At 66.4% G+C, this 15,982-nt stretch carries 20 protein-coding genes; 6 read left to right on the forward strand and 14 right to left on the reverse strand.

All coding sequences use genetic code 11. The features are described from left to right. Positions 1 to 10 precede the first annotated feature (10 nt). The 3 genes from RT688_RS10460 to xerC all read left to right on the forward strand — a co-directional run bounded on the left by RT688_RS10460 (position 11) and on the right by xerC (position 3,019). A complete protein-coding gene (locus RT688_RS10460; protein ID WP_313704816.1) occupies positions 11 to 1,204 on the forward strand; it encodes an acyltransferase in 1,194 nt (397 codons plus the stop codon). A gap of 165 nt (positions 1,205 to 1,369) precedes the next feature. Continuing rightward, positions 1,370 to 1,807: a universal stress protein gene (locus RT688_RS10465; protein WP_313704817.1), complete on the forward strand. Its 438-nt coding sequence runs from the start codon at positions 1,370 to 1,372 to the stop codon at positions 1,805 to 1,807. Positions 1,808 to 2,026: 219 nt separating this feature from the next. Next, positions 2,027 to 3,019 carry a tyrosine-type recombinase/integrase gene (gene xerC / locus RT688_RS10470; protein ID WP_313704818.1) on the forward strand — a complete coding sequence of 331 codons (993 nt, stop codon included), beginning with the start codon at positions 2,027 to 2,029 and terminating at the stop codon, positions 3,017 to 3,019. Between the two features lie 279 nt (positions 3,020 to 3,298). Here xerC and lpxO read toward each other — a convergent pair whose 3' ends face one another. From lpxO to mltG, 11 genes are all read right to left on the reverse strand, one after another. Further along, a complete protein-coding gene (lpxO, locus tag RT688_RS10475; RefSeq protein WP_313704819.1) occupies positions 3,299 to 4,198 on the reverse strand; it encodes a lipid A hydroxylase LpxO in 900 nt (299 codons plus the stop codon). 195 nt (positions 4,199 to 4,393) lie between these two features. Next, a complete protein-coding gene (locus tag RT688_RS10480; RefSeq protein ID WP_313704820.1) occupies positions 4,394 to 4,618 on the reverse strand; it encodes a DUF6139 family protein in 225 nt (74 codons plus the stop codon). A gap of 124 nt (positions 4,619 to 4,742) precedes the next feature. Continuing rightward, positions 4,743 to 4,943, reverse strand: a complete 201-nt coding sequence (locus RT688_RS10485) for a hypothetical protein (protein ID WP_313704821.1) — start codon at positions 4,941 to 4,943, stop codon at positions 4,743 to 4,745. Between the two features lie 185 nt (positions 4,944 to 5,128). Further along, positions 5,129 to 5,818 (reverse strand): ankyrin repeat domain-containing protein, encoded by a 690-nt coding sequence (locus RT688_RS10490; RefSeq protein ID WP_313704822.1) that lies wholly within the window; start codon positions 5,816 to 5,818, stop codon positions 5,129 to 5,131. A gap of 1 nt (position 5,819) precedes the next feature. Then, the gene (locus RT688_RS10495; RefSeq protein ID WP_313704823.1) at positions 5,820 to 6,605 is read right to left on the reverse strand and encodes a TatD family hydrolase; all 786 of its coding nucleotides are present in this window, start codon (positions 6,603 to 6,605) and stop codon (positions 5,820 to 5,822) included. A gap of 285 nt (positions 6,606 to 6,890) precedes the next feature. After that, positions 6,891 to 7,760: a flocculation-associated PEP-CTERM protein PepA gene (gene pepA / locus RT688_RS10500; protein ID WP_313704824.1), complete on the reverse strand. Its 870-nt coding sequence runs from the start codon at positions 7,758 to 7,760 to the stop codon at positions 6,891 to 6,893. 207 nt (positions 7,761 to 7,967) lie between these two features. Then, positions 7,968 to 8,489 (reverse strand): N-acetyltransferase family protein, encoded by a 522-nt coding sequence (locus tag RT688_RS10505; RefSeq protein WP_313704825.1) that lies wholly within the window; start codon positions 8,487 to 8,489, stop codon positions 7,968 to 7,970. Between the two features lie 25 nt (positions 8,490 to 8,514). After that, positions 8,515 to 8,892, reverse strand: coding sequence for a PilZ domain-containing protein (locus RT688_RS10510; RefSeq protein WP_313704826.1), 378 nt, complete (start codon positions 8,890 to 8,892; stop codon positions 8,515 to 8,517). A 10-nt stretch (positions 8,893 to 8,902) separates the two neighbouring features. After that, positions 8,903 to 9,937: a DNA polymerase III subunit delta' gene (locus RT688_RS10515; protein WP_313704862.1), complete on the reverse strand. Its 1,035-nt coding sequence runs from the start codon at positions 9,935 to 9,937 to the stop codon at positions 8,903 to 8,905. Continuing rightward, positions 9,928 to 10,542 (reverse strand): dTMP kinase, encoded by a 615-nt coding sequence (gene tmk, locus RT688_RS10520; RefSeq protein WP_313704827.1) that lies wholly within the window; start codon positions 10,540 to 10,542, stop codon positions 9,928 to 9,930. The genes RT688_RS10515 and tmk overlap by 10 nt, the downstream gene beginning before the upstream one ends. Continuing rightward, positions 10,539 to 11,540, reverse strand: coding sequence for an endolytic transglycosylase MltG (gene mltG / locus RT688_RS10525; RefSeq protein WP_313704828.1), 1,002 nt, complete (start codon positions 11,538 to 11,540; stop codon positions 10,539 to 10,541). The genes tmk and mltG overlap by 4 nt, the downstream gene beginning before the upstream one ends. Positions 11,541 to 11,640: 100 nt before the next feature. Here mltG and RT688_RS10530 point away from each other — a divergent pair, with 100 nt between their 5' ends. The 3 genes from RT688_RS10530 to RT688_RS10540 are packed head-to-tail and all read left to right on the forward strand — an operon-like array spanning position 11,641 to position 13,724. Further along, positions 11,641 to 12,699: a folate-binding protein gene (locus RT688_RS10530; RefSeq protein ID WP_313704829.1), complete on the forward strand. Its 1,059-nt coding sequence runs from the start codon at positions 11,641 to 11,643 to the stop codon at positions 12,697 to 12,699. Further along, entirely contained in the window at positions 12,700 to 12,990 is a 291-nt protein-coding gene (locus tag RT688_RS10535; protein ID WP_313704830.1) for a DUF4936 family protein, read from the forward strand. Further along, on the forward strand, positions 12,981 to 13,724 hold the full coding sequence (locus RT688_RS10540; RefSeq protein WP_313704831.1) for an NRDE family protein: 744 nt from the start codon (positions 12,981 to 12,983) through the stop codon (positions 13,722 to 13,724). The genes RT688_RS10535 and RT688_RS10540 overlap by 10 nt, the downstream gene beginning before the upstream one ends. A 163-nt stretch (positions 13,725 to 13,887) precedes the next feature. Here RT688_RS10540 and RT688_RS10545 read toward each other — a convergent pair whose 3' ends face one another. Genes RT688_RS10545 through RT688_RS10555 form a run of 3 tightly spaced genes read right to left on the reverse strand, consistent with a single transcriptional unit; the run spans position 13,888 to position 15,917 of the window. Then, positions 13,888 to 14,784 carry an SDR family oxidoreductase gene (locus tag RT688_RS10545; protein WP_313704832.1) on the reverse strand — a complete coding sequence of 299 codons (897 nt, stop codon included), beginning with the start codon at positions 14,782 to 14,784 and terminating at the stop codon, positions 13,888 to 13,890. Between the two features lie 11 nt (positions 14,785 to 14,795). Next, positions 14,796 to 15,578, reverse strand: a complete 783-nt coding sequence (locus RT688_RS10550; protein WP_313704833.1) for an SDR family oxidoreductase — start codon at positions 15,576 to 15,578, stop codon at positions 14,796 to 14,798. Between the two features lie 36 nt (positions 15,579 to 15,614). After that, positions 15,615 to 15,917: a Dabb family protein gene (locus RT688_RS10555; protein WP_313704834.1), complete on the reverse strand. Its 303-nt coding sequence runs from the start codon at positions 15,915 to 15,917 to the stop codon at positions 15,615 to 15,617. Between the last annotated feature and the right edge of the window lie 65 nt (positions 15,918 to 15,982).

Consider the following 15,982-nt stretch of genomic DNA (forward strand, 5'->3'; position numbering starts at 1 on the left):
CGGAGGAAGCATGAATCCCGCAAGCGCGCCGCGCGTAAGCCTGCTCGGCAAGACCAACCTTGACGAATCCTGCCAGCACTCGATCCTCATCTCGGCCCTGCGCACCTGCGCGGCGCTGCAGGTGCTGGCCACCCATCTGCGCGGCGAGTTCTATCCTAGCCTGCGGACGGTGTCCGCGCCGGCGCTCTGGTACCAGGCCCTGGCCTTCGTGACCGGGTTCGGGCACCTGTCCGTCGTCATCTTCTTCCTGCTCAGCGGCTGGCTGGTGGGCGGCAGCGTGCTCAACAAACTGGGACAGCCACGGCTCCTGGCCTCGTATGCGATCGACCGCGTCACCCGCCTGTGGATCGTGTTGATTCCGGGCTTCGTCCTGACCCTGGTGCTGGGCACCGTGACGGGCAGCGTCGATCCGACCCGGGTCAGCTATGCGCCGGACGACGCGTATTCGCTGACCACCTTCCTCGGCAACTTGTTCGGCCTGCAAGGCATGGCCGTGCCCCGTTTCGGCGGCAACTACGCGCTCTGGAGCCTGGCGAACGAGATCTGGTACTACGCCCTGTTCCCCCTGCTTCTGCTGCCCGTCATCGGCAAGTCCCGTTTCGCGAAGGCGGCGGGCCCGCTCCTCGCCATCTTCATCGCTTCGCAATTGCTGGCCGACATCAGCCTCTACTTCCTGATCTGGCTGCTCGGCGTGGGGTTTTCGCGCGTGCGCATCGTGCTGTCGCGCCCGATGCGCCTGGCACTGGTGGCGGTGCTGCTCGCGCTGGCGGCGTACCTGCGGCTGAGCGGCAGCATCGGCACCCTGATCGTGGCGACCTTTCCCGAGGACTTGCTGTTCAGCCTGCTCTTTCTCTGCCTGCTGTCGAGCCTGCAGTTTCCGGCCGAGCGCAGGCGTCCGGGCAACCGCATCGCGATCGCGCTGGGCGTCCTGGCGCCGTTCTCCTTCACCCTGTACGTCATCCACTACCCCTTGCTGTACCTGATCAAGCACCTCGGCCAGCCGTATGGCATCAGCCACCTGTCGCCGACCGATCCCGCTTCGGTGCTCGTGTACGGCGCGCTGTTCGCCGCGATCGTCGCCTTTGCCTGGCTGTTCCACCTGCCTTTCGAGGCTCAGACCAACCGGCTGCGCCGCTTCATGAAGCGGATCCTGCTCGAACCGCGCGACGCGTCCTATTCCGGTGCGCCGATGCGCGACTCCTGAGCGGGCGCCCGCGCCGGGCCGTCGCGGCCTGAACCCGACAAGGTGCGGCACTTGCGATTTGACCTGGATCAAATACAGAAGCAGCCCCGAGGGTCAGACTTATGCCGGCTGCACGCGATCGACCACGCGCGGTGCGGGGTCGCGCGGCCGCATCGAGGAGCCACCATGTTCAAGCACATTCTGATTCCCACCGACGGGTCGGTGCTGTCGGAACGCGCCGTGCTCGCGGGCGTCAGCTTTGCCAAGGAAGTCGGCGCCCAGGTAACCGGCGTTACCGCCCTGCCCGAGTTCCGCACCTTTACCCTTGATTCCGACATGATCGAAACCACCGAGGACGAGTACCTGGCCGCCAGCGAGCGGCGCGGCGACAAGTTCCTGGCGACGATCGTCGACGCGGCGCGGGCCGCCGGCGTCACCTGCAATACGGTACTGGTGCGTTCGGACCGGCCCGCCGAGGCGATCCTGCACACGGCGCGCGAGCGCGGCTGCGACCTGATCATCATGGCCTCGCACGGCCGGCACGGGATCGGCAGCGTCTTGCTGGGCAGCGAAACCCAGAAGGTCCTGGTGCAGAGCGCCATTCCGGTGCTGGTGTACCGCTGACGGCGGCGGCATGCGCGCAGCGGCCACGGTTGCGGCTGCGCAGGCGGAGCGACGTCGAAAAATGCCTGGCCGGCCGGGCCTCTTTCCTGGCGGCCTTGTTGCGTTTCCGGGCTACTTTCCGTAGTCCGTGCCGTTTGATTGGTCGGTTTTCGTGAAATCAACCGTTGGTTAGTTACGTTTTATGGTAAGGTAAGCGATCTCCATTTGGGCTCGTTCGCCATGCATTATCCGACATCGTGGGATGCCGATCCCGTCCGCGCATTCAAGGACTTCGTGACCACCACGGCCTTTGCCGAAACCGGCCGGCGCCCCCGCGCCGACGGCACGCTCCGGGGGCTGTCGGCGGACTCGGCGAAGATCTACATCTTCATGTTCAACAACGTGAGCAGCTGGTTCATGGAGCAAGGTCTCGCCTTCTCCAGCGTCACCCACGCGGACCTGTTGCGCTTCATCGGCCGCACGGTCAAGGGCAAGCGCGTCCTGAACAGCAAGATCGCCTACCGCTACCTGCGCTTGCTGGAACGCTGCTACGAACACCTCGAGGTAGTGCCGAATCCGGCGCAGCAGGCCATCCTCGGCATCGACCGTGCCCACATCGCAAAAGACGAGGCCGGACGCAGCCTGTCGGAGGACCAGCTGGAGCGCTTCTTCGCCGCCCTCCCCGCGCCGGCGCCGCGACGCCGGCGCAGCACGCCTTTCGACGGCTGGAAGCGCCGGCGCGACCGCGCGATGCAGGTCGTCATGGCGCTGGCCGGCCTGCGGGTGTCCGAAGCGATCGGCCTGCTCATTCCGGAAGTCGGACGCCAGCCCGCACTCGACGGATCGATCGTGCTGACCATCACCCCCGAGGCCAAGCACGACACCAGCCACGAGCACGAGGTCGCCCTCCCCCGCGACGGCGCCGACGAGCTGCGCGCCTGGCTGCAGGAGCGCGAAGCGATGGCGATTCCGGGCGAGCTGGTCTTCCCCGCCAACCTGACCGGCGCCCGGATGACCAGGAAAACCGTCTACGTGCAGATGCGGGCGACTTTCGAGCGCGCCGGCATGGACCCGTGGCATTCCGGCGGACGCACCTTGCGCAATACCTTTGCGAAGCGCCGCCTCGAGAGTGGCGCGAAAGCCGCCGAGCTCAAGGACGAACTGGGCCTGGCGCTCGAACGTTCCGCCGCCGACTACAAGCTCACCCGCGTGACGCCGGATCCAACGGACTGACGGGCTGGCACGAACGGGCTTGCGGTGTATGGGCCTGGCGGCGATCGGTGCTGGCGGCTAATGGTCCTGGCAACTAATGGTGCTGGCGCTCGACCCTGTCGGTTAGTTACAAAATATGCCGGTGGGCCGAAAAAAAGCGCCGCTTTTCAGCGGCGCTTCATCATGGCGTCAGAGGGGATCGGACAGCGCCAGGGGACATCGGACCGAATCCCGGCGAATCGGGACGAACCCGGCCGCGTCCTTCCGCCCCGGGCGCAGCGATACCCCGAAGCGAGCGGATCAGAGCCAGTAGATCAGCGCGGCCACGCCGACGATCAGGGCCACCTTGGTGACCTTGTACGCGGTCTTGTTCCAGGCCTTGTAGCGGCGGCGGTACTGGCCCATCACGTGCGACACGCGGAACGCCTTGCTGACGAAGCCGGTCTGGTCGCCGGTTTCGTTGGGCGAGCTGGCGGCGGTCATCATGGTGCGGCCCAGCCAGCGGTTGATCGCCTGCATCCAGCGGTAGCGCATCGGGCGCTCGACGTCGCAGAACAGGATCACGCGGTCGCTGTCGCTGCCGTTGATCGCCCAGTGGATGTAGGTTTCGTCGAAGATGACGCCTTCGCCGTCGCGCCAGCTGTGGCGCTGGCCGTCGACGTCGATAAAGCAGCGATCGTCGTTCGGCGTGGCCAGGCCCAGGTGGTAGCGCATCGAGCCGGCGAAAGGATCGCGGTGCGGATTGAGCTTGGCGCCCGGCGGCAGTTCGGCGAACATCGCCGCCTTCACCGACGGGATGGCCTGCAGCAGCGCATAGGTCTGGGGGCAGAGACGCTGGGCCGACGGGTGGCTGGCGTCATACCATTTCAGGTAGAAGCGCTTCCAGCCGGTCTTGAAGAAGGAGTTGAAGCCGGCGTCGTCATTCTGCTCGGCCGCCTTGATCTTCTTCAGCGCGAGCATGTTCTCGGCCTCGGCGCGGATCACCTGCCAGTTCTGCTGCAGCGGCGCCAACTCGGGGAACTGGCTCACCGGGATGTAGGGCGTGCTCGGCACCTTCGAGAAGTAATGCATGAAGATGTTGATCGGCGCCATGAACGACGAATGGTCGAACAGCTGGCGTCCGAACGGCAGGCGGACCTTGCCGCGGAAGTGAATGTGCAGGATCGAGAGAAAATAAAAACCGATTACCGCCCACTTCATCACGCACCCCCAGGAACTGACCACTCGGTCAACATCATTGTAAACAGGGCGCAAGAATAGCATATCCGCCAGGGGCTCGTCCGGCCCCCGGCGAATTCGACAGGAGATTGTCGCGTCCATGCCGAAGCTCCCAGGCTGCGGCACGACGATCAGCCGAACGTCCCGCGGGCGGGCGCCGGCCGTGGACTGCGCTTTTTAGTGGAGCGCGGTCATCGCATAGCCTTTTTCGTCCAGCTGGCGGCTGAGGTTGTCGATGTCATAGTCGGGCAATTGCTCGGCGTTGTCGTCGACTTCGAAGGCGCGGGCCTCCACTTCCCAGTCGGTGTTGGTGGCTTCTTCGGGAATGTTGCGGGTCTCCGGGACGGCCAGGTAGGAGAACTTGCCGTCGCTTTCGGCTCTGCGGTAAATGTCCAGGCGCATAATCTTTTCCTTACAGTCAAAAGTTCGCTTCCGGGTGAAAGCGGACGACTCCACAGTAGGCGATCGTGCTGCGCGCGTCTGTTAATTGCCCCACACTCTGCCGGGAGCCCGTCCGGCAAGGCGCTCAGCGCCCCGAGGACAGGCCGAGCACGCGCGCGGGCAGCATCACCACGGCGCGCAACAGTTCGAACACGGCCTCGACGCCGATGCCCAGCAGGCGAAACGGGAGCAGGAGCAGCCAGACCAGCGGATAGACCACCAGGGCCAGCAAGGCCAGCGGCCAGCACACGAACAGCAATAGCAGCCACAACAGGAAGCCCAACATCGCATACTCCTTCAGCTTATCGATGTCCGCAGTCTAGGCAGGCCGCCGGCCGCGCGCAATGCGGCTGCGACGAACGGCGGCGTGGCCGGGCCAGGCTGCCGATTGCGGCGACGGACGGCGCGGGCAGGCGGCGCAACGCGGGCCTCCCTGCCCCGGCCGCGGCGAACCCGAGGACCGGCGCCGGATCAGCGCGCGGCCTGGCGGATCGCCTGCGCCACGCGCGTCTTGCCGGCGCGCTCGGCCAGCTGCTCGGCGGTCAAGCCCTCGCTGTTCTTCAGCGCGGCGTTCGCGCCCTGCCCGATCAGCAGCAGCGCGGTGCCGTCCTTGCCTTCGCGCGCCGCCATCATCAGCGGCGTGTAGGCGCCGCTGCGCAGCGGCGAGACGGCGTCGATCTTCGCGCCGCGCGCGAGCAGGATACGCACGATCTCGTCGTCCCCGCTGGCGGCCGCGTAGTGCAAGGCGGTCCAGCCGGGCTGATCGATGCAGGCGCCCTTGGCCAGCAGCTGCTCGACGGCCGCGCGGTTGCGCTTGAAGGCGGCCATCATCAGCGCGGTGTTGCCGTTGACCGCCCTGGTTTCGAGGTTCGTGCCCGGATGGTCGAGGAACACCTGGACCACGCGCATGGCGTCCTCGCGCAGCGCCAGCACCAGGCCCGGCTCGCCGCCGATCGGATTGAGCTGGTTGGCGTTGACCGTGGCGCCGATCATGCCCTGCACGGTCTTGGCGTCGTCGAGCTGGACGGCGCGGAAGAACCGGGCCAGCGCGGCGCCGTCAGGCGGCGTCGGGGCCGCATGGGCCAGGCCGGCGCAAGCGCAGGCTGACGCCACCGTCGCGCCGAGGATGCTGCGCAGGACAACGCGGCGCGCAAGGGTCATGTCAGGCCTTTCTGGCGTGCTGGAACAGGTTGAAGAAATTCTCGCTGGTGCGGTCCGCCACTTCGCGCAGCGGCAGGCCCTTCAGATTGGCGATGAACTCGGCAACGTGCGGCACATAGCCCGGCTCGTTCATCTTGCCGCGGTAAGGCACCGGCGCCAGGTAGGGCGAATCGGTCTCGATCAACATGCGCTCCATCGGCACCGCGCGCGCCACTTCCTGCAGCTCCTTCGCGCTCTTGAAGGTGACGATGCCGGAGAACGAGATGTAGAAGCCCATCTCGATCGCGGCCTCGGCCACCGCGAGCGACTCGGTGAAGCAGTGCATGACGCCGGCCACGCCGCCCGCCGTGACGCCCGCGCCCTCTTCGCGCAGGATGCGGATGGTGTCCTCGCTGGCCGAGCGGGTGTGGATGATCAGCGGCTTGCGCGTCTCGCGCGAGGCGCGGATGTGGGTGCGGAAGCGCTCGCGCTGCCATTCGAGGTCGCCCTCGAGGCGGTAGTAGTCGAGGCCGGTCTCGCCGATGGCGACGATCTTCGGATGGTCGGCCAGCTCGACCAGTTGCTGGACGGTCGGTTCGGGCGTGTCCTCGTAGTCGGGATGCACGCCGACCGAGGCGTAAATATGCGGATACTGCTCGGCCAGCGCGAGCACGCCCGGGAAATCGGGCAGGTCGACCGAGACGCACAGCGCATGCGTGACCTGGTTCTCGGCCATCTTGGCCAGGACCTCGGGCATGCGCGCGGCGAGTTCGGGGAAATTGATGTGGCAGTGGGAATCGATGTACATGCCGACATTGTAAGGGCAGGCGGCCTGTGTTGCCACGCGCGGGTGGGTTCAGGCTTCTCGTGGGGTGGGTACTCGTACCCACCCGTTCGTCCCGCTGCGCGTCCGCGCATGCTCTCCTGCCACCGTCAGACAACGGCCCCCGGTTTTCGGGTGTCAAACTGTGCAGCGACGCCAGGTCCGCACAAGGTGGGTACGAGTACCCACCCTACGAAAACCGGCATCAACGAGTGCCCATCCACAAACAAAAAGAGCGGCCGTAGCCGCTCTTTCCTCACGCCGGCAAGATTACGCCGCGTTCTTGCGACGGCGCACCACCGCGCCGGCGCCCAGCAGGGCGATGCCGAACAGGGCCAGCGAGCCCGGCTCCGGCACTTCCGCGCCCTCGGCCAGCTTGAACTGGCCGTTGGTGCCGAGGAAGAAGTACTGGCCCGGCGCGTTGGCGTAGCTGCCGCCCGAGCAGCCCGGACCCTGGAAGCCGCCGAACTGGCAAGCCACTTCGTCCACCAGGCGGTCGGTCGGACGGCCCAGGGTGTTGGCGTTGGTGAAGGCGAAGGACAGCACCGACGAGCCCGACAGGTCCTTGCCCTCGCCGGTGAAGAAGTAACCGGCGTCGAGCATGCCCGGGGCAGCCGAAGCCAGCACCGTCACCTGGCCGTTGTTGGTCGGGCTGCCGCTGGCATCGACCAGGCCGCCGCCGCCGGCCAGCACGTTGAACTCGGCGATCAGGTTGCCCAGGTTGGCGCCGAAGTAGCCCTCGGTGCCGCCGTACTGGCCATTGGTCGGGTTCTGGTACATCTTGATGGTGCCGCCGGTGAAGCTGAAGGCGCCGTTGAAGGTGCCGCTACCCATGGCTTCGAAGGTAGCCGTGATGTTGCCGCCTGCATAGTTAAGCGGGAACAGCTGACCGTTGCTGTCGGCCTGCTGGATGTTGAAGACTGCGGTTTCCTTGAAGTTGAAGGAGTTGGCGCCAGTCGAGGTCAGCTCGATGAACGCGTTACCGTTGACGTCAAGATATTCGTTGATGACCTGGCCGTTGTCGAAACCGCCGCCGGTCGGATTGAAGACCCAGTCGTTCAGGACCGGTGCTGCGGAAGCGGTACCCATGGTGCAAGCTGCGACGGCTGCTGCGCACATCATTTTTTTAACAAATTTCATAATTCCTCTTAACCAAGTGGTCTTTGTAAGTGGGACCCCAGGTGTATGCAATACTCATGCCAGAAGAATTAATGCTTGTTAATCAATGACTTATATTATTACCGTAATGTGGAAAGGCGATCTGTAAAGAATCTCGACATGTTGCTGTGTCCGCCAGGAATTAACAATGTGTGCCGTGAATTGTTAAATGGCGCACATAGCGCCGCTTTATTCGACGACCCGCTTGCCCAGGATGACGAGGTCGCGCTCGACGCCGTCGAGGTTCGCAACGCGCGGGAAATGGGCCCAGGTATCGAAACCGAAGCTGCGGAACAGCGCCAGGCTGGGCGCGTTGTGACCGAAGATAAAACCGAGCAAGGTATGCACCTCGATCTCGGGCGCGAACGCGATCGCCTGCTCCAGGCAATAGCGGCCGATGCCCTTGCCGCGCCAGCTTTCCGCAATATAGATCGACAGCTCGGCCGTTCCCGCATAGGCCGGGCGGCCGTAGAAATTCGAATACGACATCCAGCCGATGACTTCCTGGTTGTCGGACTGGTCGCCGGCGGCATGGATCACCCACAGCGGACGGCGCTCGGGCGTGTGCTCGGCGAACCAGCCCTCGCGCGAAGCGACGCTGACCGGTTCGGTGTCGGCGGTGACGTCGCGCGAGGCGATAGTGGAGTTATAGATGTCGACGATGGTCGGCAGGTCGTCGCGGCGGGCGAGGCGGTGGATATAGGACGGCATGAACAGGGCGGGACAGGACGGGAAATTACAGGGTATGGGTGGCGCGCGAGGAGCGCAGCGCGGCGCCGAGGATTTCTTCGATGCGGGCCTTGGCGCGCTGGCCGGTCTCGTCAGCCGGGAAATGCACGCCGACGCCTTGCGCCTTGCTGTTGTTGGCGCCGCTTGGTGTGATCCAGGCCACCTTGCCGGCGATCGGGTACTTGTTCGCGTCGTCCATCAAGGACAGGATCAGGTAGATCTCGTCGCCGATCCTGTAGGGCTTGTTGGTCGGCACGAACATGCCGCCATTCTTCAGGAAAGGCATGTAGGCGGCGTACAGCGCCGCCTTTTCCTTGATGGCAAGAGACAGCACCGCCGGCCGCGGCAGGACGGAGGCGTTCGGGTCGGTTGTGTTGCCGGACATCGGATTCCTTTCAGGCGGAGCTGCAGCAGCGCGTGTAATCGAGCAGCATGTCTTCGACAAACAGTTTAGCCGACAAGGGGTGGTCCGCCACCGCGCGCCGCTCGTTCGTCGACTTTACTGCACGCAACAGATTCGCAGTGTGCACGCTCGCGGCCAGGGCCGCAAGTTCCTTCTGGTAGCGCGGATAATAGCGCACCACGCCGGACAACTTCACCGAGAGCAGGTCGTACAGCCAGCGCTGCTGCCATGCCACCAGGGCGGCCAGCGGCGTCTTGCTGAGCTTTTCGGCATTGCGCAGGGCGGCGTCGCTGCTCGGGCGCGCCAGGAAATGCAGCAGGGCGTCGAGTTCTTCCCGGCTGCCGGTCTCGGCCTGGGCGCGCGCCGCCAGCGGCGCCCCGCCCTCCTCGCGCAGCCAGCTGTCGGCGTCCGGCACGCCCTGCTCCCTGAGCCAGGCCAGCGCCTCCGCATGGCCGGGCATCGGCAGGGCGAACTTGCGGCAGCGCGACAGGATGGTCGGCAGCAGGCGGTCCAGCCCGTTCGAGGCGAGCAGGAACACGGTGCCGGGCGGCGGTTCTTCCAGGGTCTTCAGCAGGGCGTTCGAGGCCGGCATGTTAAGCGCCTCGGCCGGATACAGCACCACCACGCGCAGACCCTGGCGATGGGTCGAGATGTTCATGAAGTCGGCCAGCGAGCGGATCTGCTCGATCTTGATCTCTTTCGAGGGCGCCTTGGTGGACTTCGACTTCTTGTCGCCGTCGCCGCCCTCCTCGCCGTCGCCGGCCGGCTCGTCCTCCAGCGCTTCCGGGCGCACGCGGCGGTAGTCCGGATGGTTGTGCTGGACGAACCAGCCGCAGGACGCGCAGGCGCCGCAGGCCTGGCCGTCGGGCTGGACGTTCTCGCACAGCAGGGCCTGGGCAAAGTGTTCGATGAAGTCGGCCTTGCCGATGCCGGCCGGGCCGTGGAACAGGATCGCGTGGGGCAGCTTGCCGCGCATCTGCTGCAGCTGCTCCCAGGCTTGGTGCTGCCAGGGATAAATCACAACAATGTCTCCAGCGCCTCGCCGATGGTCTGGCGCGTTGCCTCGATGCTGCGGGTCGAATCGACGACCACGAAGCGCCCGGGGAACTGCGCGGCGCGGCGCAGATACTCGTTACGGCAGCGGGCGAAGAATTCGCCCTGCTCGCGCTCGAACTTGTCGAGCGTGCGGGTGGCGTCGAGGCGCTCGCGCGCCACTTCCAGGGGTACGTCGAACAGCAGGGTCAGGTCCGGCTGCAGGTGCGGATGGACCCAGGCCTCGAGCGCCTCCAGCCTCGTGCGGTCCAGGCCGCGCCCGCCGCTCTGGTAGGCGAAGCTGGCGTCGGTGAAACGGTCGGACAGGACCCAGGCCCCGGCCGCCAGGTTCGGTTCGATCACCTGGGCCATGTGCTCGCGGCGGCTGGCGAACATCAGCAGCGCCTCGGTTTCCAGGTGCATCTTTTCGTGCAGAAGCAGTGCGCGCAGCTTTTCGCCCAGCGGCGTGCCGCCCGGTTCGCGCGTGGCGACCACCTGCCTGCCGCGCGCGGCCAGGAAGTCGGCGATGAAGCCGATATGGGTCGACTTGCCGGCGCCGTCGATGCCTTCGACGGTAAGGAACTTGCCGCGGGCCGTCATGGTCGTGCGATCCCGCGCTGGTACTGGTTGACCGCGCGATTGTGGTCGTTCAGGTTGTCCGAAAACTGGCTGGTGCCGTCGTTGCGCGATACGAAGTACAGGGCGTCGGTCTTGGCCGGCGCCATGGCGGCGGCGATCGACTGCACGCCCGGCAGCGAGATCGGGGTCGGCGGCAGGCCGTAGCGGGTGTAGGTGTTGTACGGGGTGTCGGTCTGCAAGTCCTTCTTCGCGATCTTGCCCTCGTAGCGCAGGCCCATGCCGTAGATCACGCTGGGGTCGGTCTGCAGCATCATGCCGACCCGCAGGCGGTTCACGAAGACGCCCGCGATCATCGCGCGCTCGCTCTTCTGGCCGGTTTCCTTCTCGACGATCGAGGCCATGATCAGGGCCTCGTAGGGATTCTTGTAGGGCAGGTTCGGGTCGCGCGTCTCCCAGGCCGCGTTCAGGCGGTTCAGCATCATCTGGTGCGCCTGGCGGTAGATCTGCATGTCGCTCGACCCCTTCGCGAACAGGTAGGTGTCCGGGAAGAACAGGCCCTCGGGCTGCTTGAACTCGGGCGAGATCTTCGCCATCAGTTCGGCGTCGGACAGCTTCGTCGTCTCGTGGCGCAGGGTCCTGGTGGCGGCAATCGCCTCGCGCATCTGGCGGAAGGTCCAGCCCTCGATGATGGTGACGGCTTCTTGGGCGAATTCGCCGCGCACCAGTTGCGTGAGCAGGCGCCGCGGCGAGGTGTTCGGTTTCAGCTCGTAGCTGCCGGCCTTGATGCGCCCGGCGTCGCCGGTCACGCGCGCCAGCACCTGGAACAGGAAGGGGTCGATGGGCACGCCGGCCCGGGCCATCTGCTGGGCGGCCGCGTTCACGCCGCTGCCGGGCGTGATGGTGAATTCGATCGGCGGCTCCGCCGTGGTCAAGGGACGCTTGGACCACCAGGCGAAACCGCCGGCCGCCGCGACTGACACGATCGCGCCGGTAATCATGATTTTTTTTATCAGTGCCATTCTTGCTTTAAGTGTTTTTGGCCGTCTCCGGCGCGAAATGCTCGACAACTCTATAATGAGGCCGTAATGATAAAGCCTAATTGCGAAGAATATTGGATTTATGAGCAACTGGACAGACTATCTGGCGTCGCACGGCGCCCGCTTCCACATTGACGAAGCCACCCAGGTCGAGGATTTCGGCCGCACGCTGGGCGTCGACGAGCTGGCCGCCGGCTTCCTCGCCCCCGTGACCGACCTCGGCCTGATCGCGGTCGCCGGCGACGATGCCGCCGGCTTCCTGCACAACCAGCTGACCAACGACGTCGAGCACCTCGGCACCGCCGAAGCCCGGCTGGCCGGCTACTGCACCCCGAAGGGCCGCCTGCAGGCGACCTTCCTGATGTGGCGGGACGCAGAAGCCATCTACCTGCAATTGCCGCGCGCGATACAGCCGCCGCTGCAGAAGCGCCTCACCATGTTCGTGCTGCGCGCCAAGGCCAAGCTGCGCGACGCCACCGAGGAGGAGGCCTTCGCGGCCGTGCTCGGCCTGGGCGGCGCGAAAGCCGAAGCGGCGCTGCGCGCCCAGGTCGGCGAACTGCCCGCCGCGCCGTATGGCAAGGTGTCGAGCGACAAGGGAACCGTGATCCGCCTGGCCGACGCCTTCGCGGCGCCGCGCTGGCTCTGGATCACCTCGCCCGCCCATGCCGAGGCCGCATTCGGGCCCCTGCGCGATGCACTCGCGCTCGGCGGCAACCAGGCTTGGCAACTGGCCGCGATCCATGCCGGCGTGCCCCAGGTGACGCAACCGACCCAGGAGCAGTTCGTGCCGCAGATGGTCAACCTCGAGCTGCTCGGCGGCGTGAACTTCAAGAAGGGCTGCTATCCGGGCCAGGAGATCGTCGCGCGCAGCCAGTACCTCGGCAAGCTCAAACGCCGTACGACGCTGGCCACGGTCGAGAACGCGGCGGCGCGCGCCGGCGACGAACTGTATTCCGCCGCCGACCCCGAGCAGCCCTGCGGCATGGTGGTCAACGCCGCCCCGAACGGCGCCGGCGGCGCCGACATGCTGGTCGAGATGAAGCTGGCCGCCCTGGAAGAAGACGTGCGCCTCGGCGCGGCCACCGGCCCGGCGCTGCGCTTCGCGTCCCTGCCCTATCCGCTCGACGCGCTCGACCTCTAGATGATCGACCTGTACGTGTATTACAAGGTGCGCGACGAGCATGCCGCCCACCTGGAGCCGCTGGTGCGCGCCACGCAGGCGCACCTGGCGCGGGAAGCGGGTGTGGCGGTCCAGCTCAAGCGCCGCCCCGAAGGCCGCGACGGCCTGCAGACCTGGATGGAAGTCTATCCCTGCGTCGCCGACACTTTCCCTGCCCTGCTCGAGACGGCCGCAGTCGATGCCGGCCTGGCGCCGCTGACCGAAGGGCCGCGCCGTACCGAAGTTTTCGTGGAGTTCACCGCATGTGCCTGATCGTCTTCGCCTGGCGCGTCATCCCCGGCGTGCCCGTCATCGCCGCCGCCAACCGCGACGAGTTCTACGACCGTCCGACGGCCCCCGCCGCGCCCTGGCCCGAGAACCCGAACGTGATCGCGGGCCGCGACCTGGAACACGGCGGCAGCTGGATGGGCGTGACGCGCGAGGGCCCGCACGGCCCGAAGTTCGCCGCCCTGACGAATATCCGCGCTCCCAGCGAGGTGCGGCCCGACGCGCCGTCGCGCGGGGCGCTGGTGGCCGACTTCCTGCAGGGTTCGCTGTCGGCCGCCGAGTACCTGGAGGTGGTCGCGGCACGCGGCGACGTCTACAACGGCTACAACCTGGTGCTGGGGGACGCGAGCGCCCTGTACTGGTACTCGAACCGCGCCGGCGGCGACGCGCGCAACGGCCAGCCGCTGGAGCCCGGCCGCATCTACGGCATCTCGAACGGCCTGCTCGACGCGCCCTGGCCGAAAGTCACCCGCACCAAGGCCCAGTTCGCGAGCCTGCTGTGCCAGGGCGCGCCGGAAGACGCCTACTTCGAGATGCTGGCCGACACCACGCGCGCGCCCGACATGCGCCTGCCCGAGACCGGCGTGCCGATCGACCTGGAGCGCGTGCTGTCGGCGGTGTGCATCGAGACGCCGGGCTACGGCACCCGGACCTCGACCGTGGTCAAGCTGTACGAGAACGCGCCGCCCGAGCTGCACGAGCGCATCCTGCAGCCGTAGGGTGGACGGCTCCACCTTACGGCGGGCGACAACGCGTCTCTTGCGCCGTCCACGCGTTCAACCCAAGGCCGATCCGCCGCACCGCTTGCCGACGCCGGGATCGGCCCCGTAACGTATCCCCGCGTATCCCCGCGTGGGCTCGGGAGCCCACCCTACGGCGGCCTTACAGCTTGGCCTTGAGGATCGCGCGGATGTGCGGCGTGGCCGCGTAGGGATCCGGCGGATTGCGCCCTTCGAGGAGCGCCTTCATGCCTTCCTCGACGCCGCCCAGCGCCTGCGGGTGCGAGAAGATCCAGAAGCGCTTCTCGCGGATTGCCTCGAAGGTCATGCGCGACACGTCGGCCGCCGACACCTTGCCCGATTCCACCGCCTTGACCGTCAGCGCCTGCGCCGCGACCTGGCTGTTGGTCGGCCCGCCTTCCGCGCGCAGGTCTTCCGGCCGGTTGCGGTGCGAGTGGCTGATCCCGGTCGGCACGAAATACGGGCACAGCACCGAGGTGCCGATCGGCGCCCCGACCAGTTCCAGGTCGTGGTACAGCGTCTCCGTCAGCGAGACCACGGCGTGCTTGGAAACGTTATACACGCCCATCGCCGGCGCGTTCAGGAGGCCCGCCATCGAGGCCGTGTTCACGATGTGCCCCTCGAAGGACGGATCCTTCTTCGCGCACTCGAGCATGGTGCGGGTGAAGATGCGCACGCCGTGGATCACGCCCCACAGGTTGACGCCCAGCACCCATTCCCAATCCTGCTCGCTGTTCTCCCAGACCAGGCCGCCCGAGCCGACGCCGGCGTTGTTGAACACCAGGTGGATGCCGTGGAAGCGCGCCACCGCCGCGTCCGCCAATTCCTGCACGTGGGCGGCCTTGCTGACGTCGCAGACCATGGCCAGCACCTCGGCGCCGCGCGCCAGCAGGTCGTCGGTGACCTTCTCGAGCGCGTCGGCCTGGACGTCGGCCAGCACCAGCTTCATGCCGATGCCTGCCGCCGTCTCGGCGAATTCGCGTCCCAGGCCGCTGCCGGCCCCGGTGATGACGGCCACCTTGCCGTTGAAATCTTGCATGGAACTCTCCCTCAGACAGCGGACACGCCGCCGTCGACGGCCAGGATCTGGCCGGTGATGTGCTTGCCGGCGTCGGAGGCGAACAGCACCACCGCGCCCTTCAAGTCCTCGTCGTCGCCCAGGCGGCCCAGCGGCGCATCCTTGGCCAGCACGTCGGCGCCGATGGTCGACAACACGCCCTTGGTCATTTTAGACGGGAAGAAGCCCGGCGCGATCGAGTTGACGGTGATGCCGTGGCGGCCCCATTCGCCGGCCAGGGCGCGCGTGAAATTCACGATCGCGCCCTTCGAGGTGTTGTAGGCGATGGTGCTCATGGTGCCCGGGGGGTTGCCGGCCAGGCCGGCGATCGAGGAGATGTTGACGATGCGCCCGTAGCGGCGCGGGATCATCGACAGCTTGCCGACCGCCTGCGACACCAGGAAGATGCTGCGCACGTTCAGGTTCATCACCTTATCCCAGGCTTCGAGCGGATGCTCCTCGGCCGGGGCGCCCCAGCTGGCGCCGGCGTTGTTGATCAGGATGTCGATCTGGCCGAGGCGGCGCAGCGCTTCCTCGACGAAAGGCTGGACGTTCGCCTCGTTCGACAGGTCGCAGGCGATGGCCGAGGCCTCGATGCCCCTGGCCGCCAGGTGGGCCACGGCCGCGTCGAGCTCGTCCTGCTTGCGCGAGGAAAGCACCAGCCGCGCGCCCTGCTCGCCGAGCGCCTCGGCCATTTGCAGGCCGAGGCCGCGCGAGCCGCCGGTCACCAGTGCGGTCTTGCCTTGAAGTGAAAATAATTCCTGGGTAGTGCGCATGCTGTCTCCGTTGTTGTTGCTATTGTGAGTAATGGCTTAGATTTCGTAATCCATGCACTGGCGCTCGTCGCGCACGGCCTTGAAGAAGGGCATCAGGGCCTGGTGGGTCGGGTGCTGCGCGTAGGCCTCCAGCGCCTCCTTGTTCTCGAACACCGAGTACAGGACCACGTCGTAGGTCGCCTCCAGGCCCGGCTGGGCCAGCGCGACCTCGAAGGCGTGGATGCCGGGCACGATGTTGGCGCATTCGTCCAGGCGCCGCTTCATCTCGCGCGCATTCGCTGCGCGGTCGGCGCCTTCGGCATGCTCTTTCAGCTTCCACATCACGATGTGCTTGATCATATCTTTCTCGAATCTTTCTTACCGTTTCAAAAGTTCTTGCATATCAAGGTTTTGTATAGCAAGCG

Source organism: Massilia sp. (assembly GCF_032106685.1).
In the GTDB taxonomy this organism is placed as follows: Bacteria; Pseudomonadota; Gammaproteobacteria; order Burkholderiales; family Burkholderiaceae_D; genus Telluria.